Origin of the sequence: Companilactobacillus metriopterae, from assembly GCF_002762335.1 — a bacterium.
Classification (GTDB): Bacteria; Bacillota; Bacilli; order Lactobacillales; family Lactobacillaceae; genus Companilactobacillus; species Companilactobacillus metriopterae.
This window is the reverse complement of record NZ_CP024610.1, coordinates 706,522-726,149: the sequence shown is the minus strand read 5'-3', so window position 1 is coordinate 726,149 and position 19,628 is coordinate 706,522. Positions and strand designations below refer to the sequence as shown.

Annotated in this window: 26 protein-coding genes; 9 read left to right on the top strand and 17 right to left on the bottom strand. The window is 29.9% G+C overall.

Translation table 11 applies throughout. The annotated features are described in order from the left end of the window. The first annotated feature begins 84 nt into the window (after positions 1 to 84). Positions 85 to 621, top strand: coding sequence for a 3'-5' exonuclease (locus tag CS873_RS03540; protein WP_099974497.1), 537 nt, complete (start codon positions 85 to 87; stop codon positions 619 to 621). Positions 622 to 660: 39 nt separating this feature from the next. Here the strand turns inward: CS873_RS03540 and CS873_RS03535 are convergent, their stop codons facing one another. From CS873_RS03535 to CS873_RS03470, 14 genes are all read right to left on the bottom strand, one after another. After that, on the bottom strand, positions 661 to 1,623 hold the full coding sequence (locus tag CS873_RS03535) for an agmatine deiminase family protein (protein ID WP_099974496.1): 963 nt from the start codon (positions 1,621 to 1,623) through the stop codon (positions 661 to 663). Between the two features lie 372 nt (positions 1,624 to 1,995). Further along, positions 1,996 to 2,469, bottom strand: a complete 474-nt coding sequence (locus CS873_RS03530; protein ID WP_099974495.1) for a GNAT family N-acetyltransferase — start codon at positions 2,467 to 2,469, stop codon at positions 1,996 to 1,998. Continuing rightward, on the bottom strand, positions 2,466 to 2,933 hold the full coding sequence (gene tsaE, locus CS873_RS03525; RefSeq protein ID WP_099974494.1) for a tRNA (adenosine(37)-N6)-threonylcarbamoyltransferase complex ATPase subunit type 1 TsaE: 468 nt from the start codon (positions 2,931 to 2,933) through the stop codon (positions 2,466 to 2,468). Before tsaE ends, CS873_RS03530 begins: the two co-directional genes overlap by 4 nt. 11 nt (positions 2,934 to 2,944) lie before the next feature. Continuing rightward, entirely contained in the window at positions 2,945 to 3,913 is a 969-nt protein-coding gene (gene pta / locus CS873_RS03520) for a phosphate acetyltransferase (RefSeq protein WP_099974493.1), read from the bottom strand. A 1,098-nt stretch (positions 3,914 to 5,011) separates the two neighbouring features. After that, positions 5,012 to 5,797 carry an Abi family protein gene (locus CS873_RS03515; RefSeq protein WP_342743849.1) on the bottom strand — a complete coding sequence of 262 codons (786 nt, stop codon included), beginning with the start codon at positions 5,795 to 5,797 and terminating at the stop codon, positions 5,012 to 5,014. Positions 5,798 to 6,575: 778 nt separating this feature from the next. Continuing rightward, on the bottom strand, positions 6,576 to 6,980 hold the full coding sequence (locus CS873_RS03510; RefSeq protein WP_425435973.1) for a lipase-like domain-containing protein: 405 nt from the start codon (positions 6,978 to 6,980) through the stop codon (positions 6,576 to 6,578). A gap of 461 nt (positions 6,981 to 7,441) precedes the next feature. Next, complete coding sequence (locus CS873_RS03505; protein ID WP_099974491.1) at positions 7,442 to 8,041, bottom strand: TMEM175 family protein; 600 nt, start codon at positions 8,039 to 8,041, stop codon at positions 7,442 to 7,444. Positions 8,042 to 8,088: 47 nt separating this feature from the next. Next, complete coding sequence (locus CS873_RS03500) at positions 8,089 to 8,724, bottom strand: Pr6Pr family membrane protein (protein ID WP_099974490.1); 636 nt, start codon at positions 8,722 to 8,724, stop codon at positions 8,089 to 8,091. A 336-nt stretch (positions 8,725 to 9,060) separates the two neighbouring features. Then, positions 9,061 to 9,519 carry an ArpU family phage packaging/lysis transcriptional regulator gene (locus tag CS873_RS03495; protein ID WP_169922443.1) on the bottom strand — a complete coding sequence of 153 codons (459 nt, stop codon included), beginning with the start codon at positions 9,517 to 9,519 and terminating at the stop codon, positions 9,061 to 9,063. An 84-nt stretch (positions 9,520 to 9,603) separates the two neighbouring features. Continuing rightward, complete coding sequence (pnuC, locus tag CS873_RS03490) at positions 9,604 to 10,296, bottom strand: nicotinamide riboside transporter PnuC (protein ID WP_099974488.1); 693 nt, start codon at positions 10,294 to 10,296, stop codon at positions 9,604 to 9,606. 211 nt (positions 10,297 to 10,507) lie between these two features. Continuing rightward, the gene (locus CS873_RS03485) at positions 10,508 to 11,071 is read right to left on the bottom strand and encodes a hypothetical protein (protein WP_099974487.1); all 564 of its coding nucleotides are present in this window, start codon (positions 11,069 to 11,071) and stop codon (positions 10,508 to 10,510) included. A gap of 116 nt (positions 11,072 to 11,187) precedes the next feature. Continuing rightward, entirely contained in the window at positions 11,188 to 12,078 is an 891-nt protein-coding gene (locus CS873_RS03480) for a DEAD/DEAH box helicase (protein WP_099974486.1), read from the bottom strand. After that, the gene (locus CS873_RS03475) at positions 12,008 to 12,757 is read right to left on the bottom strand and encodes an AAA family ATPase (RefSeq protein WP_179946639.1); all 750 of its coding nucleotides are present in this window, start codon (positions 12,755 to 12,757) and stop codon (positions 12,008 to 12,010) included. Before CS873_RS03475 ends, CS873_RS03480 begins: the two co-directional genes overlap by 71 nt. Further along, complete coding sequence (locus CS873_RS03470; RefSeq protein WP_099974485.1) at positions 12,754 to 13,233, bottom strand: siphovirus Gp157 family protein; 480 nt, start codon at positions 13,231 to 13,233, stop codon at positions 12,754 to 12,756. Before CS873_RS03470 ends, CS873_RS03475 begins: the two co-directional genes overlap by 4 nt. Positions 13,234 to 13,393: 160 nt before the next feature. Between CS873_RS03470 and CS873_RS03465 the strand changes: the two genes are divergently transcribed. Beyond that, positions 13,394 to 13,720 carry a hypothetical protein gene (locus CS873_RS03465; RefSeq protein ID WP_099974484.1) on the top strand — a complete coding sequence of 109 codons (327 nt, stop codon included), beginning with the start codon at positions 13,394 to 13,396 and terminating at the stop codon, positions 13,718 to 13,720. A gap of 148 nt (positions 13,721 to 13,868) precedes the next feature. Next, on the top strand, positions 13,869 to 14,075 hold the full coding sequence (locus CS873_RS03460; protein ID WP_099974483.1) for a hypothetical protein: 207 nt from the start codon (positions 13,869 to 13,871) through the stop codon (positions 14,073 to 14,075). Here the strand turns inward: CS873_RS03460 and CS873_RS08110 are convergent. Then, positions 14,068 to 14,244: a hypothetical protein gene (locus tag CS873_RS08110; RefSeq protein ID WP_169922442.1), complete on the bottom strand. Its 177-nt coding sequence runs from the start codon at positions 14,242 to 14,244 to the stop codon at positions 14,068 to 14,070. The genes CS873_RS03460 and CS873_RS08110 overlap by 8 nt on opposite strands. 254 nt (positions 14,245 to 14,498) lie before the next feature. Here CS873_RS08110 and CS873_RS03455 point away from each other — a divergent pair, with 254 nt between their 5' ends. From CS873_RS03455 to CS873_RS03440, 4 genes are all read left to right on the top strand, one after another. Then, a complete protein-coding gene (locus CS873_RS03455; RefSeq protein ID WP_099974482.1) occupies positions 14,499 to 14,810 on the top strand; it encodes a helix-turn-helix domain-containing protein in 312 nt (103 codons plus the stop codon). A gap of 14 nt (positions 14,811 to 14,824) precedes the next feature. After that, complete coding sequence (locus CS873_RS03450) at positions 14,825 to 15,217, top strand: ImmA/IrrE family metallo-endopeptidase (protein ID WP_169922441.1); 393 nt, start codon at positions 14,825 to 14,827, stop codon at positions 15,215 to 15,217. 66 nt (positions 15,218 to 15,283) lie between these two features. Continuing rightward, positions 15,284 to 15,733: a hypothetical protein gene (locus CS873_RS03445; protein WP_179946638.1), complete on the top strand. Its 450-nt coding sequence runs from the start codon at positions 15,284 to 15,286 to the stop codon at positions 15,731 to 15,733. A gap of 93 nt (positions 15,734 to 15,826) precedes the next feature. After that, on the top strand, positions 15,827 to 16,192 hold the full coding sequence (locus tag CS873_RS03440; protein ID WP_099974480.1) for a DUF805 domain-containing protein: 366 nt from the start codon (positions 15,827 to 15,829) through the stop codon (positions 16,190 to 16,192). Positions 16,193 to 16,269: 77 nt separating this feature from the next. On the opposite strand, the gene CS873_RS03435 is transcribed toward CS873_RS03440, so the two are convergent. Then, a complete protein-coding gene (locus CS873_RS03435; protein ID WP_099974479.1) occupies positions 16,270 to 16,815 on the bottom strand; it encodes a PBECR4 domain-containing protein in 546 nt (181 codons plus the stop codon). Positions 16,816 to 17,119: 304 nt separating this feature from the next. Between CS873_RS03435 and CS873_RS03430 the strand changes: the two genes are divergently transcribed. Then, on the top strand, positions 17,120 to 18,169 hold the full coding sequence (locus CS873_RS03430) for a site-specific integrase (RefSeq protein WP_099974478.1): 1,050 nt from the start codon (positions 17,120 to 17,122) through the stop codon (positions 18,167 to 18,169). Positions 18,170 to 18,323: 154 nt separating this feature from the next. Here the strand turns inward: CS873_RS03430 and CS873_RS03425 are convergent, their stop codons facing one another. Next, the gene (locus CS873_RS03425) at positions 18,324 to 18,992 is read right to left on the bottom strand and encodes a uracil-DNA glycosylase (RefSeq protein WP_099974477.1); all 669 of its coding nucleotides are present in this window, start codon (positions 18,990 to 18,992) and stop codon (positions 18,324 to 18,326) included. A gap of 75 nt (positions 18,993 to 19,067) precedes the next feature. On the opposite strand from CS873_RS03425, the gene CS873_RS03420 reads away from it, so the two are divergent. Further along, positions 19,068 to 19,628 carry an LURP-one-related/scramblase family protein gene (locus CS873_RS03420; protein ID WP_099974476.1) on the top strand — a complete coding sequence of 187 codons (561 nt, stop codon included), beginning with the start codon at positions 19,068 to 19,070 and terminating at the stop codon, positions 19,626 to 19,628.

Genomic DNA, 19,628 nt, shown 5'->3' with positions numbered 1-19,628 from the left:
ATATTTTGATATATCCCCAGAGTAATAATGCTTAAAAGATGTTATAATTCGACTAATAATAATTAGATTCAAAAGAGGTAGCTTATGAACTTTGTAACTTTAGATTTTGAAACTGCAAATAGTAAACGTGAAAGTGCGTGTTCAATTGCTCTAGTATTAGTAAGGGACAGCAAAATAGTAGACTCATTTTACTCTTTGATAAATCCTCAAATGCAATTTGATCAAAGAAATATAGCAATCCATCACATTACTCCTCAGGATGTTCAAGATGCTCCAACATTTGATAAAATTTGGGGCCATATTTCACCACTATTTGATATCAATCATTTGGTAGCCGCACATAATGCCAGCTTTGATAATAGTGTTTTAAACAAAACATTAAGCAACTACGGAATTATTACTCCTCGTTATTTGACAATTGACACTGTAAAAACTAGTCGGAAATTTTATCCAGAATTACTAAATCATAAATTAGATACTGTTTCTAGAAATTTGAATATTGAACTAGTCGACCATCATAACGCGCTAGCAGATAGTATAGCGTGTGCAAATATCTTATTAAGAACTGAACAAGATTTTGGAACTGAACAAATTAAAAAAATGGTTCAGTTTACTAAATAATAAAAAGTCTCTACTAAAATTTAGTAGAGACTTTTTTATTTAATGTGGTAAAAATTTGTTTGGACAATACCACGTTAGACAATGGACAGAACCACCCATGGTAGAAATTTTTGATACATCTACTGGAATAATTTTTTTATCAGTATTCTTACGAAGTGTTTCAATTATTTCTTTATCTTTTTTCAATGAATATTGTGGAACATATATTGCACTATCTGTTTCTAATATATTTGTATAAACTCCTCGTGCCGAAGGTATCTTGCTATCATACTGACCCTTTGAAGTATAACCACTAGATAACTTTATGAATTTAATATTTGGTAATTGCTGACTAATTTCTTTTTCAACTTGTTTATAGTTCTCAAAATCGCTAATTAACAATGTATTAGGTTTGATAAAGCACAGCATGCCATCAGTATGAGCAAGTACATCACCATATTCAGGTGTTACAATAACAATCTTTTTCAAACCTAAATCATTCTTCAATGTCGAAATTACATCTTTCTTAGAATAGTTTTTATTATCATCAAAAACTCGATTAGTAATTATCGCTGTATCTTTACCGTTATAAACGAAATTTCCACCATCCAAAATAAGTTTACTCTCAGTAAATTTAAACTTATTAGTCTTTAACCATGAAGTAAAATCTCTGTCTAATTTGCGACTATAATTTTTACTTAGGTATTTTGGTGAATATCTAAATTTGACTAATTTATTTGTTACTACAGGAGCTACATCCCTAATCCATATATCATCATATTTAGATGAAAAATTCTTTGAACTATTAAGATTAATTACATTGTTACCTTCAGAATTGTCACTCATGTCAGAATTAAATTTAAGTATATTAGGATACATATCCTTATAATATCTATCTTTTGAGTTGGGTAAACTAGTTAAAATAAGCGGACTATCATTTTCTATTTTTATTGGTGCGTTTGTATTATACACAGTAAAATTAGTTGATATTAAAGATAAACAAGTAAGTATATTTGCAATCATGATATCATCTCCTTCTTTGTTAAGGTGATAATATCATGACCTTTTTTTATATATTTATATATAAAATATATCCTTACTCAAGCTTAAGAATTTTTGGTATTGACAGAAATTTTATATAAATATATATAAATTAAAAAGTCCCTACCCAAATTTGGTAGCGACTCTATTATTGAAATTAGATACAAAATTTAGAATTATTTAAAAATATAATGCAAAAACTGAGAAATACATATTATAACTATAATTCCGATAGTGCCTGTAACCCACGATGTTGCTCCAAAAAATACCCATAGAATAGCAGCAACTATTTCTATTAAAAATATTATATAGTTAGCAATTAGTAGATCCTCCCTAATTTGTTATAAAATCAATTTACTTCACTAATCTTTTCATGAATATTGTTTCTTCTGTTTCAGATTCGACACTAAAACCATATTTTTCATAAATATGAATAGCTACAGAATTATCTCTATACACTTCTATAGTTAGTTCATTGATATCTTTGGAATCAGTAGACCAGTTGATTGCGTCCTCTGTTAAATAAGAGGCAATATTATTCCCACTAAACTCTTCGGTTACTACCACTCCAAATTCTGAACTTTTATCGTCTGCATGAGCTACACGAGCAAATCCAACGATATCACCTTCAAAAATTGCTAAAAAGATATTATCTTGTGTTGAGTTATAGATTCTATCCAGTTCAATCTTTTCTTCTTCAACCGTCAAAAATCTCAAACTAGATTCAAATTCTATAAATTCTGATTCATCTGCAACCTTTTTCAAAAATGCTATTAGATTAGCAGCATCATCTGGAATAGCTTCTCTTAATGTAAGTTGTTCCGTCATTTTATGCCTCCGAATGACCGTGCTTGGTATTTGTCGCCTCGTAAAATAATTTCAATTATGCGTCCATCTTCTGATTCAGGACTTCTTCTGATACTTATAGATATATGATCCTTAGGTAACTCGTCTTTGATAAATTGTGGCCATTCAACAATGGATACACCATCTCCATCAAAATACTCTGAGAAGCCCAAATCTTCATCCATACTATCCTCTAGACGATACATATCCATATGATACAAAGGTATACGTCCATCTTTATATTCTCTTATTAAGGTGAAAGTTGGACTTTTTACATTTTTAGTAATTCCTAGTCCTGAGGCAATACCTCTAGTAAATGTTGTTTTACCAACACCTAAATCACCATTTAATAAAATAACATCCCCGGGTATTAAATCTGAAGCAAATTGCTTACCAAGATTTTCAGTCTCATCATAAGATGAGGTTTGAATAGTAATTTTTTCCATGTCATTTCCCTTTATAATGCTTGTGATGCAGTTAAAATGGCTGATTTATAAACATCTTCTTCATTACATCCACGTGATAAATCAGAAACTGGTTTATTTAAACCTTGTAAAATAGGTCCGATAGCTTCATATCCACCTAAACGCTGAGCAATTTTATAACCAATATTTCCTGATTGTAAATCTGGGAAAATAAAGACATTAGCGTGACCTGCCACCTCAGAACCAGGAGCTTTTTGTTCACCTACTGATTTTACAAATGCGGCATCAAATTGTAATTCACCATCTAGAGGAACAGTAGAATCTAATTCTTGAGCAATTTTTGTTGCCTCTGCGACTTTTTCAACTTCTTCACTCTTGGCACTACCTTTTGTTGAAAAGCTAAGCATTGCAACTTTTGGTTCAATATCGAACAATTCAGCTTCCTTGGCAGATTGAATAGCAATTTCTGCTAATTCCTGAGCATTTGGATTAATATTGATAGCACAATCAGCAAATAGATATCTTTCATCGTCCTTTTGAACAATAAATGATCCACTTATTCTAGATGAACCAGGTGCAGTCTTAATTATTTGTAAAGCAGGACGAACAGTATCTCCTGTAGAATGTACTGCACCAGAAACCATTCCGTCAGCTTTTCCCATATAAACAAGCATTGTTCCAAAGTAATTATTATCTTTCAACATTTCAAGTGCTTGTTCTTTTGTATTCTTATCCTTACGGCGTTCTACAAAAGAATCAACCATATTATCAAAATCATCATAATTTTCTGGATCAATAATTTCTATTCCAGAAATATCAAAATTTTCTGATGTGGCTACTTTAGAAACTTCTGATTGATTACCAATAAGAATTGGTTCAAGAATACCATCTTTTTTCAAACGGCTTGCTGCTCCCAGAATTCTTTTTTCAGTACCTTCTGGAAATACTATTGTTAGATTTTTTCCATCTATCTTGTTCTTTAAGCTTTCAAATAAATCCATCTTAAATACCTCACAATATTTTATATTATAAAACCTATGTTTGTTCATTTAATAACGTTTAGTTCGATTTTGTGAACCTTTTGTGAACCTCCAGGCTGTTTAAAATCGCTTACTTACAAAGTATAACAGAAACCTGGTTTGACTAATAAACATTAGCATTTTATAATAGTAAGTATAGGTAAGACACGACCATTTAATTATTGAGTTTGTGTCTAAACCGAATAAAATTGTTTATATATTCAAATTTCGTTCGAGATAGACATTGCAGTGTCTATCTCTTTTTTTATGCAAAATAAAAAGCCCCTACCAATTAAGGTAGAGGTTATTTTATTTTTTTAATAAAAGAAGAGTTAGGATTAGTAATTAAAAACAATAATAATAATATTACTAATACTGAAAAAAATACAACTTTATTAAAAGTGTGTGAATATGATTCTACTCCTATCCAAAAAAATGCTAAAATCAGAAAGCAATCAGATAAATACTTCATTATTTATACCCCCACATTTAAGACCGGTTCCAGGTAAATAAGAACCGGCCCAATTTATTGTTGAAAGTGGTTCAGCAAATTCCTTTAACTTATAGTATCCAACTGATGATAATGATTGAATTTCCTTATCTGTTAACATCTTTTAATTTTAAATAATAATGTCACTATTACTTTTTAACGTTTATATAGAAACGAGCTATGAATATCAAAATTGAAAATAGTAATAAAAAATATCTTTCATTTTTAACCATTTCAAAAAAAGAAGGTACAAAAATAGAGATCAGTAGTACTATCAAAAAAATAATGCCTAATACATCTATTAGATAGTTAAAACTTTTTTTAGATTATTGTAATCCAGCATTTACAATCCATCCCCCATGTATATTCATTCCGTGATGTTTATCACATTTACAGATTAACATTGAATTATACTTCACAAATAAAATAAATATAAACGTATCGATTTTGGATATAAACGTAATAATATTTATAAATTGTCAATAATATAAATTTATATAATTCATAACCTGAGTGATTGTAATAGATAGAACTTATAAATTATTTATTTTCACAATAAAAAATCCCCTACCAATTAAGGTAGAGGTATTTTAATTTTGAGACATTGCTTCTTTTTTGTACCAATCATCAGGAAATCCCAATAATTTTGTTATTTCATTCATTTCTATAGAAGTTACTTTATTAGATAAATATTTAAATCTCTTTCGCAATGTATTATTTAATATTGTATATTCTGTTTTGCTTAAAAAACACTGTAAATTTATAAAAGTGGAATACGTTCTTGTTCTTTTTTGATTTTGATTAATGTCATTTTTTTCATGAAGATCCTTAAAGTATTTTGTATCTGCACGACATTTAAAATCTAGTAATCTATTATTGTGAGCACAAATATTTCTAACTTCTCTGATATTTTCCATAAATGAAATCATAATTTTAGGTGAAAATTTATTTTTATTATCTTTATCAAGGATAAAACTTGTTAAGTCTTTAGAAATTTTGTTTTGTAATGATTCAGGAAGACATTTTATAAGATGAACTAAGTCCCCAAACTCTAAATAATCAACCAATACCCATATAGGAACATCTTTATATTTTTTTTCATAATAGTAAATACTATTATTGGGATAGTTTTTGTTTTTATTAATAATTTTGGATAGTTTTGATATTAAAAATCCAACATTTAAGACTTCTTTATCTGAATAAGAATTAATATCTAAATACGCATAATGTTTGCCTTTATATTCTTCTGCAAATCTGTAGGCAAAAATTGATTTTAAGTGATGTTCAGCATCCAAAATGGAATTCATCAGTGCTTGCTTAATTTGTTTATCAAAATTATATAATCTAAATACTTCCTCAAATGTTGTTCCTTCTATATATTCGTCTTTTTCACCATCTAGTAAAAATATTTACTATATCCATTTATAATATTGTAGTAATTATTTGTTATTAAATATCTACGTGTTTTTTCTATATCACCTAAATCTAAATTTCTACTGTGCAATAAGTCTATTTGATCGTCTATTGTTTTAAATTCTTTTTTATGAGACAAAAAAAACCTCCTATGATAGAGTACTTCTTTCGCAACAGTCCTCTTGAGGATACTGCCACTCTTATACCTTTGTTATACTCACGTAATATTTTTAGTCAATTAAAATAACATTAATCTGAATAGCACATCGATATTTTACCATATTTTTAAAAACAAAAAAAATTCACAAATAAAAAAGCCCCTACTCGATTTGAGTAAGGGCTAAATTAATTTTGGATCAAAAAAAAGCCTTATCTGGCATGAAAGGAAAACGACAGAATAGGCTTTTAGACGGCAATATGCTTGTAGTCAGCAATCAAAAGATAATTCTTTAGAAGTATCTTGCTTTGTTCGAACTTGCATTTGCAATCATCGATATCTTAATTGGTATCTTTGGAATATTGCATTACCTAGGTAATTTCTAGGTTGTAAATAGGAAGAGACCACTTCGGTGGTCTTTTTCTATACCTCAATTATAACAAATAAACTAAGATTTAAACAAAAAAAGCCCCCTACCATTTAAGGTAGAGGATCTTTTTATAACTATAATGCTCTATCTCTATTTACAATTCCCAAATACATATTCAAAAATTGATTCTCAATACTCTTATCTTGGAATGGATCTAATAATGTGAAATCAGTATATCCCATCCTTGTATAGGTTCATTGTATTGCCAGATTCCAGGTTGATCCACAGTATGACTATCTTTAACATGTGCTTGATTTAATGGATACTCACCTGAGATCACTGGAACCGCTCCATCATTAGCCCACCATTGAGAATTTCCAGCGTGACCAATATATTGTGCTGTTAATCTTAAAACAGGAGTTGTACTTAAAACTGGCGCCTGAAATCCTAGTGCATCAGCCTTAGTAGTCTGACCAGAGTATGTGTAATAATAAGTATCTGGTGATAAATCTGTTTGGCTATTTAATTCTTCTGCACCAGAAGTTGTTAAATCATACAGAGAAATATCTTTACTATTCCAAATTGAACTTTCCAATACCCTATTGTTGTAATGATTTATTGATTCACCTTCTTGCTATTTTAATCCCCATTGATCTAACAATCATAAGGTAATTTATTAACATTTGTTCCAGCAAGACCGCCTACGCCTAAAATAAGCAAAGCTAACAATAAAGGTATGAATAACTGGTAAGAAAACCAACCACCAACTCCATGTAATGAATCCCGTTATCTTCGCAATAACAAATATCAAAGTTAATAATCCAAAAAAGCCAATTCCTGTATATGTTGTTTCATTAGATTTCATAAGTAACCCTCAATCTTTCTTCATCGTATTCAAAAAGGTACATGACTTTTTTACTAGTCGTGTACCCATTTTTTATTTCATAATAAAACTCTTATAGTATTCAAATTAACGATATGTAGAATAAAATATTTGGAAGATACCAATTCATTATAAAATTGATTTATCATTAATTTATTAAGTAAAACAAAAAATACACCTAACGAGTAGGTGTACTTTTATTTATATAGTTTGTCACTATCAGAATTAGTTTTTCCACCGTAAAATAGAACAAGTACAGCAACCATTACTATTTGTAAAGCTGGTAAATATATTATAATTAATAACCATACAATAATTTGTAATAATATTATTTTCCAACTTGTCATCAATGAAAAGATAGGCATATTTCTTATACTATCTGCAACTTCCAAATGACCGGCCTTTTTGTTTGCATTTAAAATTGAATATGATAGAACAATATACGCCACAGTCCACAAAGTATAAATAATGGAATAAAATATTTGTGGTCCTCTAGAGTTAATACTTTTTCCTATCCATGCGGTTGCAACTGGAACAAAAGATGTAGTAAACATCCAAAAATTATTTGCCCAAAATATTTGCTTGGTAACGACCTTAGTCTTAGAAAACATATAATGATGGTTGTACCAAGCTACACCAATAAATAACCATCCTACTCCATATGAAATAATATAAGGTAATTCTTCTAACATTGCACCAAGATGAGTTGAATCTGGTATTTTTATTTCTAAAACCATTATAGTGAGAATGATGGCTAGGACTGCATCTGAAAATGCTTCTACTCTAGTTTTATTCATAATAATTTTTCCTCTAATAATTAATAAATTTTAACAACGTAAATAAATTACTGTTCTTTTATTTTTTTAGATGTTGTTCTTAAAAGAAGATATCCAATCAGTAATAACAAAATAGCAATAACCAAAATATAAACTAATATTGTCAATACAGTATTCATAGAAGGATCTAAAAAGAAGTAAGGATATAATAGTTCCTTGGATATTCTTATTCCATAAAAAACACGTATTTCCGTTAAAATAAGATAAATAAATGTTATAAGAATAGGTATGTAAATTGTTTTTTTATTATATTGAATTTTTTCTCTAGATAAAAACCAATCAAACAATACCATTATTGGAATAATTAAATGTAGTAATAAATTGTCTAATGTAAGAATCGAAGAAATACCTTCTGTTTTTAGAGTATCTGGCGCCAATAATAACCAATAAACAATTCCCGTCAATGTTATAAAAGTTGTCATAGAAAACTTGATATTTGAATAATTTAAAGAATAACTATGGATATCACCACTGTTTAATTTCCAAAAACTGTATAAATAAAAAAATAAAACAAGTAAATTACTTAAATCTGTATAATAGTACAAATTTGTATATCTAAAATCCAAATTACCAATATATGTTGCTTTGAATATTCCTATAAAAGAAAGTATAGAAATCGTAAGGTAATAATATTTTGTTTTCACAATCTAACCTCCATAAAAAAATAACATATTTATATTATACTAGTTAAACAAAAAACACTACCTAATTAATAGGTGTGCTTTTTGTTGTAATTTTTTTAAGGACTACCAGTGGTAGTCTTTCTATATTATTTTGCCTACCCGGGAAGATAGGCATAAGCAAGCAATAGGAATCGAACCTACTCTAGTTTAATTTTTAATGTGATATGGAGGACACCATGAAAATTAAATTTGCTTTGAAAGGAGTTTTACTAGCACCATGACTTGCGTATAAGGTATGTCCTTATATTTTGTTACTATATCAATTTAACACATAAAGTGTCCGGTCAAACTCCGGTATTAGTCCGGAAAAAGTCCGGTTTTGTAAACATGTAGATCCATTGTTCTTTCAAATGAATTAGCAAACCAAATATATGCTTTCTTGGTATTCTCATAGTATTGAGTTTTTTCGTATCCCAATCTTTCCATAATGATGTAGTTAGGTAGTTCATCAATATATTTCAATCTTAATAATCTTTGATACTTAATTGGGCATCTATCTATAGCTACGATCGTCTCAATTACAACTAATCGTGCATCAATATATGCAACTAGTTGTTTCTCAACAGTATTACCATAAGGCGTAGAACTGGGCATATCATCAATCACCGGGGACTTAAGTTGAGACATGCTATAACCAGCTTTCATTACCAATTGTGGGAATTTATTACTGAAATAATTGCGAACATTGTTTTCGGTTTTCTCAACATCAACATTATTGAATATCTGATCTAATATAGATAAATCTCTAATTGCCACTCTACACCCTCCATGTGATATAATTAATTTGTTCAGGATTAATCAATCTAGAGGTCACTCACTTTGTGGGTGGCTTTTTTATTTCTACTTAAACCACTTAGAGTGTGTAAATGCAATTATATCGTTAGTTAGATATAGCATATAGGTTATCATCAATACCCATACAGCATGTCCATTAATTGCAGTTTGAATCCACAAAGCAATACTCATAAGTGCCTGAAGTGTCCACATATAATATGAGGCTCTATAACGCTGAACAGTTAAAACAGCACCAGTTAAACCTACAGAAGCTGATATACTATCTAAAATTGCTTGCTGACTTCCCAAATATGTATCCAGTAAAAAAGTTAATATTACAAAAATAAAAAATAATCCTAGGTAAAAAATAATGTTGTTAATTTTCATTTTTCTAGGTTCAAAATTTCCATTCCAAGAAACACTAAGAAGAATTGGTATATCAAGTAACAAAACATAAGCTGTTTGCATAATAACATCAGAGTAGTTACCTGTTCTTGTAGCTACGAATATTAATAATAAAGCTGATATAAATCCTAATAATCCATTTATACTCTTACCATTAGTAATTGCTATTGTACACGTAAAACCGATAACACCAGCAATTGTACTTGTAACACTCAACATATTAATTCCACTATTAAACCCTATTACCAATTGTATTAAATACCCTACAAATAATAGAATGTAACTAATTTTCGTCCACCCACTCATTTGTTCCTTGTACCATTTGGGGTTAATTACTCTCAAAATATTATTCATCTGTTTCTCCGTTCTATTTATTTTAGAATTACAATTCTACTACTTAAATTCATTAAAATAAATTACGATGTCCACTTTCTAGATCCTCACTGTTTATCTTTTATAATTTTCTCCCACAGTTACTACAGTATGTTGGTGGTAGATACACTTCACCATCTTTACTTCTATGTAAATATCCTTGGTATCTGCATGTCGCAGTGTTCGCAGTAACTCATCGTTTTTCTCTCCATAACTCATCACTTAAATGACCTAGTCGTATTTCTTTTTTTAGAGAGTCATTAGATATACCTATTTCTTTTATAATTTTACTTTTAGGAACACCACTATCTAATAATCGTTGGGCAAACCCATGATCATATTTATTACTTATAGATGTTAAATATAGATATTTAGTATTATTTAGATAGCCATATTTATATAGAAAACTAATAACACGTTGAGGCATTTTTAATTTCTTAGTTAATCCCACTTTATTACCACTATCTAAAAAATGTTGTGCCTCTTTAAATTGTTTATTTTTAGACATCCATTTTTCAATAGATAAGTCTTTTGACATAATCAAGTTCAATAGTTTTTGTTGACTAATAATATTTCTTTCTGCTATTTCATCAAGATTAAACTCACCATAATCAAGTTCATACTGAATAACTTTTAATATTGCTGGGTGTATATCATTATCTGGTATTTGAAGTTTCTTTCTAAATTTAATAACTCTAGGGTCATCTTGATGCTCCAAAATGCTGTTAAATCCAAATTTATACTCTAGTGATTTCATTCTCTTCCTCAAGTTCTTCTATTTTTAAAAGTAGAGTTTCGTTTTCTGTTTTCAATTGCCTTTTCTCAATTTCTAATTCATGTATTTTTTCAATAAGTAATTGTTCGTTTGATTTTCTAACCATTAATAATATTGATTGCATCTTCCACTGAACAATCTGGTACGTTAAAACCTTCCGAGATAAGATCCACATTACTAATAACTTGCAGGATTCCTTTTTTGAAGTTACTCATTATCTGTTCACGTTCTTTAGTAGGTGTTTTAGAATCCGCATGAGCTGCCTTTATACCAGCTTTATTAAACTGTTCAGCTATATACTTACTAAATTCTATTGAGTGGCAGTACACAATTGCTTGCTTACCATCAGCTACTTTCTTATAAGTACTTATTACATCTCCAAAGATTGTTCGACCTATCGCATAGTCAATTGATTTGTTAGTGAAGTCACCAGTGCTAGAACGTTTTAGCTTTTCATCATCAACTAATTTCACTGAATAATACTTGTAAGGCGCTAAATAATTGTTCTTTATCAACCATTCAACGCTAGGACCTTCAACCATTGAATCGTATACATTTCCTAGTCCCTTACCATTCATACGCCATGGAGAAGCAGAAAAGCCTAATCTAGGTACATCAGAATAATATTCATATATAGATTGATAAGTCTTAGCTAATGAATGGTGTGTTTCATCAGTGATTATTAATGTTGGTTTTGGTAGACTATCTAATCTGCTAGCTATCTTTCCAACAGTCATTACAGTGCATCTATTTAGATCAACATCATTATCTTGAAATGACCTTTTAATCTGTTCTATTAGCTCTTTTCTATGAACCGTAAACATTACCTGTCCATCTGGTTTTAGTAATGCTAGGCGTGCTATTTCAGCAATGATGACCGACTTACCAGAACCAGCGGGACTAACTATTAATACTGATTTACTTTTCTGACTTAGTTTCTGTCTTGCTTGGTTTACCAGCGTCTGTTGATACTGATGAAGCTTGTACATTAACATCACCCCAGTTGAAAAGTTGCTCTATACTAGTTGCTTTGCGATTGTCTAATCTGTTCTTAGCAAACATCCCGTCGTTTCCTTCTAAGAAAACTCCTCTATTGCCTGATTCTGGATTGATTGCCATACGACCAACTACATCAGCTAATCCTAATAAACCATCTCTTACAGCGTCTCTCATTTGAGGTGCATATTGACTGAACTCTTGACCGCTTGGACTAGTAATTTTTCTTTGGTTTTCCCATGCTGTAGTGACAATATTGATGTTAGGTAACATATAAATAGTTGTCATAACTCTGGCAAAGTAATTAGTCCATTGTGAATAATCTTGAATCTCATTACTTATTCCATTTTTTGATTTACGACCCTTTTCAACAAACCAATCTTTTTCAAAACTTGATACATTATCAATAACAAGATTGTTATATGATTTTATAAGTTCAGGGAGTTGCTTAAGTAGCTCTTCCATAAATTCTTCTGGGTGTACTCTATCAAAATCAATTATGTCTACATCAGATCCAGCCAATACTCTTGAACTGTTATCTAAATCAACTACAAGTGTCTTACCTTTTAAATTTTTAATTGCAGAAATTTTACCAACACCCGGTTTTCCATATAGAATAGTTTTCCAGTTATCACTTCTAGAAATACTTTTTGCACTTTTTATTTCCATCATCTAATCCTTAAAGAAGAACCAGTTTCTAGAGTTGCCCCCGGAACTTCTTTTCCTTTCTTTAAGTCTTCTTTTAGCTTTTGATTATTAAGTACATACTTTGTTTCAAAATAACTAGCTGGTACTTTGCTTTCATCAAATGTGTTTAAAGATGGTTGGTTGTTCTGAACCCAGATAGTAAACTCAGGTGTTTTAATCTTTTCCTTACCGATTGATTCCATTTGTTCAGCAAGGTTATTTTTTAATTTTTTTCTATTGTTATGAATTGTAGTAGCTCTTAAACTAAGTCTTTGAATATCTTCTTTGAGAGCTAATTCATCTTTTGATAATTCTTTATCAACTTTTGCGTAGTTGACTGCTTTATCTTCTATTGCTTCATCGATAGAATCCAACGTGTCATGGAATAATGTTGGGTCCATATCTTCTGCATAATCTAATAACTTCATGTAGTTATCAGTCAGTTCGTATAATGTGGACATAGTTTATCCTTTCGTGATATATTTAAACGGTATTCAATTTATAACCTAGTCCCTTAATCAGTTGCCGCTGATTGGGACTTTTTTTGTGCCCTAGAATATTCGATATTTATCACCCCTTTCTTTGGTATAATTTTGGTAATAATAGTATTGGAGAATGATTATGGATAATTTCTATGATGAGAATTTTAGGAGACAGTTGTCAGCTTCAGCAAGAACGGCAGAAACAATAAGTAACGCTATGAAACCTACCATTCAACAAATTAAAATTTTGAACGAAGCAATATCCCCCTTAAAAATCAATTCAGAATATGCTAGAAAAATGACAGGCGCAATCAGCAAGGGACTTCCGTCCCCTTATCTTTTAAATGAAATTAAAAATGTAAATAGACGTAATGATTACTTAATAAAAAACAATCAACTTATTTCCCAATATGTAAAAAATTGTTATGAATTTGGAAGAAGCACAATATTTTGTATACTGTCTTAAGCAAGTAAGTAAAGTAAATCCAAATATATTAAAATTTGATCAAAGTAAGATTGTTTTTAAATCAGAAGATCAATTTTTTACTGCATCTTAGATTTCAGAATCTGAAAACTTAATAACTTTAAATCAAGAAATAAGCAAGAAAATTTCTTTGCAAGATGTCACACCATCTTTTCAAGATATGAAATTTTTAACTAATACACTTTTAAAAATTTCAAAAAAAGCTGCAATGAATTTCTATGTACATTTAGATACCGCTTCTCTGGATAATGTAAAATTTTTAAATAGTCCAGAGACTACTTTTAGTTTTTATAATTTAGATACAAATAGTTCTATTGAATTCGTTGGTTTTATTTAGTTTTAAAAACTGGTGTAATAGATCTAATTTTTTCTAAATCTTTTTGAAGTTCAGCAGATTCTTGTTGAACTTTTTTTATTAATTCCATATATTGGTCACCATTTTGCAATACTAATTCCAAACTTGGTTTTCCATAAATAGGACTATCTAAATTAAACTTTTTATTCATACTTCTTCCTCCTTTCGGTAATAAATTCATCAAGTTGTTGACTAATTTTAGCACGGGTGATAAAATCAATGCATAGCAAATAACCATATAACATGTACCCTAGCCCTTACGACTCCTACATCTCACGGGATAGGTCTGTTTACTTATTGCTCAATTACTTGATGAACTTATTATTGTGCATTCGTGCTAAGTAGTCAACAGATATTTTAGCATGGGTGATAAATAAGCTTTGTCAATCACGGAGAAAGATTGATATGACAACCTTTGATAGAGTTAAAAAAATCGCAAAAGAACGTGGATACACGTTGCAACAATTAGCTGAAAAAGCAGAATTAGGTACAAATTCTATATATCACTGGAAAACAAAAACCCCTAGTACAGAAAATCTTTCTAAAGTTGCTGACGTTTTAAATGTTTCTATTGATTATCTATTAGGAAAGACTGATACAAAATCTAAAAACAAAACAGTAGAAATTACAGATGATGATGTTCTTATGACATTTGAAGGTAAAGAAGTTTCAAAAGAATATAGAGAAATTATTAAACGTTTACTAAAGGAAGATTAACCTGAATGAATATAATGGACTACTTGTTTAATTATGCCTATGATCATAAAATTTCTATAATTTCCACGTATCTATTACCAGAAGAAGAAAATTGTTCTTCTTACCCTTCGAAAAATATGATCATCATAAATATGAATTTAAAAAATAAGAAGCAACTTCCCTTTCAGATAGCACACGAGATTGGACATGTACTAAACAATCATGACTCTATGGCTCCTCTGTATTTCACAAATAGTAAAAATAAGATTGAATTTGATGCCAATAAAACAGCAATCCAGATTCTTGCCGATTTTTATATTGCTAATTCAGAGGAAGAATATATCAACCCTGAGCAATTTATGGATACCTTTGATGTTTTGCCACATCTTCATGACGAAGTATATAAATACATGAATAATAAGTTATAATTAATATATTAATAGTCCAAACACTGACGACCCAAAAACCTGGATTATATTTTTAGGGGAAATTTAATGAAAACAACTAAATTAGTATTAGGGATTTTAATGATTGTACTTTCGCCACTTATTTTAATTCAAGGTATAGCTATGGGATTTATTAACTCCGTAGAAAGCAACGGTCAAGCTAGTGACTCTGGAGCTGTACTTATGGCATTAGCTTATATCGTTTCTGGGATTGTATACTTAGCCACACGTAAATCAAATGGTTTAGGTGGAGATATTGCCAATGCGGTTATTCTTGGATTGATTGGATTGATGTCAATTACAACGACTACCAAGGATTCAGGGGACTTAGTTATCTGGATTTGGTTAGGTTTTATTATTGGATTTGGATTACTAATTTGGCATATTTTAATTAATAGAAACGTAAACAAATCTCAAAGTACATCTAACAATAACAATAATGTTCAAAACTACTCTCAAGGTATGACAAGATCACAAATGAGATCTAGAAAAAAATAACTTATTAAATAACTAAGCCACCCTAGGCTTAGCATTCTGTCCAAATACTGAAGACACAAAAAGCTGAATATTATTTTTAGGGAGGAATTTACTATGATAAATTCTTATAAAAAGTTTTGGAGTAATGTATTTAACTTTTCAGGTAAGTCAAATAGACCAGATTATTGGTGGCCAATTATTATTAACTGGCTTCTAGCTGTAGTAATAATTGCTATAATTCAAGCAATCACTGGTCATCCATTTGAAGATATTTATAATTTTAGAGATCTTTATGCAAATATGGTTTCAGATATTATTGCCATAATTGTTTGGATTGGAACACTTTCATTAAGAATTAGACGACTTCACGATACTGATAGATCAGGATGGTGGGTACTAATCAATCTAGTTCCTTTAATTGGAGTTATTTGGTTCATTATTCTAATGCTACTTCCTTCTAAGACTAGTCGCTGGAATTAATAATATTTTATAAATAAGCCACCCTAGGCTTATTTATTTTTACCCAAAATAAAAAAGACATGTAATTTACATGTCTTCTAAAAGATAGTCCTTTTTGTTTGTGTTTCAATATCTATTACAGATATTGAAGTAACTGACTTAGTATTTTTCAATACTGATGCCATAGATTTTGTATATGTTAAGTTAAGTAAACTATTTGGAATGTAATCTCCTCTTTGAGTACATATCAAGGAAAGAGCAACCAGATCTTTATTTGATCTGATTGCTTTATCAAAAGACAGGTTTGTAAAATTGCCATTATCTGAAATTCTAACGCCTTTTGAAATAAGATATTTTAAATTGTCAATACATCTAATTTTAGCCTCTACAACATTCTTGATACTAGAAGACATAATAACATCCTTTGGATCTAATCTTCCTCTTTCCAAATCTCTCGCAAAATTCTTGGCTCCTCGTGAATATTTAACTCCACATAAATGTAAAAAATGTTTCTTTTTCATTGATACTTCTAAAATTTTTGTTTGATTTTTATATTCATACTCATATATAACTCTTTTGCCAATAAAATTTTTACAAAAAAAACTATATGATTCTTCCCACGACTTAATCTGATTGCTTTTCATAATTAAAAAAGCTAGGTATTAACCTAGCTTCCTTTCTGATTTTTAAGTTGTCGCCCAACCTACGTCTGGTTTTTCCGTTGCCAGCCAACAATAATGGATGCAACTTTCGTTGTCCACTAAGCGATTATAATGTCAGAACATTAAAGAGATGGAAGAAAGAATAGATGAATGAAAGATTAGACTATTCTCTCTTCGAGTATTCTAACATCTTACATAAACTCATACAAGATCAAAGTAGCTAATTTAAGCTCAAAAGAGCTCAAATCAATACAATTTATTTTTACCTAAATTAGGAGGTGAACCCATGGCAAGTATATATAAACGTGGTAAAACGTGGACTTACCGAGTGAATTACTATGATGATAACCACACACGGCACTCGAAAACTAAAGGTGGGTATTCTACAAAGAGAGAAGCTGAAATTGCAGCTAGAGAGATTGAAACCAATAAAGATAAGGGATTCAGCATAGACAATAAAAATATTAGCTTTGCTGATTATTTTAAAGAATGGTTTGAGATTTATAAGAAGGGTAAAGTTGTTGCCGGAAGAGTAAGATTGTATATGTCCGCGTATAATAAAATTCACTTGTACTTTAAATTTACACCTCTCAATTCTATAACTAGAAGCGATTATCAAAAGTTTGTCAATAATCTTAGTGAGGAATTAAAATACTCCTCCATTCAACAGTACCATTCGGTTATAAAGTCAGCTGTTAGAGATGCTGTACAAGAAGGGATTATATTCAAGGACTTCACATATAGAATAGAATTCAAAAAGAATAAAATCATTCCTAAACAACAAGTATTGAGCAAAACAGAATATTTTAATTTAATAGATTATTTAGAAGCGCACTTAACAGAAAAATCAAACTTAGCTTTTTATGTTGCAGCAAAAACGGGTATGAGAATTGTTGAAGTTTTTGGTTTAAATTGGGAAGACATAGATTTCGAAAATAATTTTATAGCTGTTAATAAAATCTATGATTTTAATAGTGGCACATACGAGAATAGAACAAAGACTGTTTCATCGAATAGAATGATTCCACTAGGAAAAGATACAAAGGTATGTTTATTAGCAATAAAAGAAACCGGTCATATTACAAGAGCTTTATCTCACAAAACTGTTATCGATAGATTTAAATCTTTGCTGTCTTTTTTAAATATAGATACCAACTTCACTCCTCATAAATTAAGACATACATATGCTTCATATCTAATAAATGAAGGTGTTGATATATCCTATGTGTCAAAAATATTAGGCCACGCTAATATTGGCATGACGATGAGGGTTTATCAACACGTTCTGGAAGAAAGGGCTAAAAAAGAGGTACAAAAAATTATGAGTCTCATGTAATGATTTGTGAACCTGATGTGAATCTAGAACAGACGTTCTTGTGTTTTTTATTTTTCTTAATCGAGGAAACATATCTAATAATCATTGATACAACAGCATTTTTTGAATATCATCTTTATTTAAAATTGTTTTAAATCCTTATGTTTATTTTATATTATAAAACATTCCAATCAATTACTTCTTTATTATAGTGTAAAAGCGCTTTATTTGCTTTAGAAAAAGGCTTTGAACCAAAAAATCCTCGATATGCTGACAAAGGACTTGGATGAACTCCTTCTATAATGGTATTTTTTTCTTCATCGATTAGTGATTTTTTACTACGAGCTGAGTTACCCCATAGTATAAATACTACTTCTCCCCGATCAGACAACTCTTTGATAGCCGTATCGGTTAACTGTTCCCAACCTTGTCCCTTATGAGAATTGGCACGACCACGCTCAACTGTAAGAACAGAGTTCAGTAATAAAACTCCTTGATCTGCCCACTTTTTTAAATATCCTGTTGATACAGGGGGAATACCTAAATCATCATCTAATTCTTTGTATATATTTTGAAGTGAAGGTGGTAGTTGAACGCCTTCACTGACTGCAAAGCTGCACCCGATAGCTTGATTAGGTTCATGATAAGGATCTTGACCTAAAATAACTACTTTGGTATCACTAAATGATGTCCAATTGAAAGCTTGATATATATGGTGCATCTCAGGATAAATAGTTTTTGTACTATACTCTTTCTTTAAAAAATCATGTAATTTTTTATAGTAATCTTTTTGGAATTCTGGCTCTAATATATCTTGCCAATCATTTGATATAAATTTTCCCATCATATACCTACCCATAATTTATCCTAAAGTATTTATTTTGTGTTACTATTCAAATATAAATTAGGAGGGATTTTCATGACAAAACTGTTTATAAGAAAAACAGATCTAGATCACGGAAATGTTATGACTATTAGCAATAAAAATAGCCATACTATTTTTATTGCTTCTAGAGATAAAAAAGATCCCTTACTAATCAAATTATATAACACTCAGAATGAACTTATTGGAGAAATTAAATATAAAAGCAAACTCCTAAATTCTTTTAATTTTTTTATTGAGGAAGTTAATATTGCCAGTATTACGACACTTCCAGTTATTGACTTAAGATTCATTCACATTTCAAAATTGAATTGGAATGTTCATGGTAATTTACCATTATGCAAATACACTGTTACTCATAAATCTGAACCAGTTTTTAATGTCCATCCAAGTGTGGGTAGAATTAACCAACAGATTTTAGAAATGGATATTGCTGACAATTCCAATATGCCTGTGATTGTTTTAATCACTATCTTTCTAAATAGATATCTCAAAATACCTTTATTAGACAGCGATAAAAAAACAAATTTAACACCTTCTAAATCAAAATTAAAGTTATCGGTAAGTAAAATAAAAAACAAAAAGACGTCTTGTTAG

Coding starts and splice junctions, on each gene's coding strand:
- CS873_RS03540 (WP_099974497.1), top strand. CDS start 85: ATGAACTTTGTAACTTTAGATTTTGAAACTGCAAATAGTAAACGTGAA.
- CS873_RS03535 (WP_099974496.1), bottom strand. CDS start 1,623: ATGATTGCAAATATACTTACTTGTTTATCTTTAATATCAACTAATTTT.
- CS873_RS03530 (WP_099974495.1), bottom strand. CDS start 2,469: ATGACGGAACAACTTACATTAAGAGAAGCTATTCCAGATGATGCTGCT.
- tsaE (WP_099974494.1), bottom strand. CDS start 2,933: ATGGAAAAAATTACTATTCAAACCTCATCTTATGATGAGACTGAAAAT.
- pta (WP_099974493.1), bottom strand. CDS start 3,913: ATGGATTTATTTGAAAGCTTAAAGAACAAGATAGATGGAAAAAATCTA.
- CS873_RS03505 (WP_099974491.1), bottom strand. CDS start 8,041: ATGAATAAAACTAGAGTAGAAGCATTTTCAGATGCAGTCCTAGCCATC.
- pnuC (WP_099974488.1), bottom strand. CDS start 10,296: ATGAATAATATTTTGAGAGTAATTAACCCCAAATGGTACAAGGAACAA.
- CS873_RS03485 (WP_099974487.1), bottom strand. CDS start 11,071: ATGAAATCACTAGAGTATAAATTTGGATTTAACAGCATTTTGGAGCAT.
- CS873_RS03480 (WP_099974486.1), bottom strand. CDS start 12,078: ATGTACAAGCTTCATCAGTATCAACAGACGCTGGTAAACCAAGCAAGA.
- CS873_RS03475 (WP_179946639.1), bottom strand. CDS start 12,757: ATGATGGAAATAAAAAGTGCAAAAAGTATTTCTAGAAGTGATAACTGG.
- CS873_RS03470 (WP_099974485.1), bottom strand. CDS start 13,233: ATGTCCACATTATACGAACTGACTGATAACTACATGAAGTTATTAGAT.
- CS873_RS03465 (WP_099974484.1), top strand. CDS start 13,394: ATGGATAATTTCTATGATGAGAATTTTAGGAGACAGTTGTCAGCTTCA.
- CS873_RS08110 (WP_169922442.1), bottom strand. CDS start 14,244: ATGAATAAAAAGTTTAATTTAGATAGTCCTATTTATGGAAAACCAAGT.
- CS873_RS03455 (WP_099974482.1), top strand. CDS start 14,499: ATGACAACCTTTGATAGAGTTAAAAAAATCGCAAAAGAACGTGGATAC.
- CS873_RS03450 (WP_169922441.1), top strand. CDS start 14,825: ATGGACTACTTGTTTAATTATGCCTATGATCATAAAATTTCTATAATT.
- CS873_RS03445 (WP_179946638.1), top strand. CDS start 15,284: ATGAAAACAACTAAATTAGTATTAGGGATTTTAATGATTGTACTTTCG.
- CS873_RS03440 (WP_099974480.1), top strand. CDS start 15,827: ATGATAAATTCTTATAAAAAGTTTTGGAGTAATGTATTTAACTTTTCA.
- CS873_RS03435 (WP_099974479.1), bottom strand. CDS start 16,815: ATGAAAAGCAATCAGATTAAGTCGTGGGAAGAATCATATAGTTTTTTT.
- CS873_RS03430 (WP_099974478.1), top strand. CDS start 17,120: ATGGCAAGTATATATAAACGTGGTAAAACGTGGACTTACCGAGTGAAT.
- CS873_RS03425 (WP_099974477.1), bottom strand. CDS start 18,992: ATGGGAAAATTTATATCAAATGATTGGCAAGATATATTAGAGCCAGAA.
- CS873_RS03420 (WP_099974476.1), top strand. CDS start 19,068: ATGACAAAACTGTTTATAAGAAAAACAGATCTAGATCACGGAAATGTT.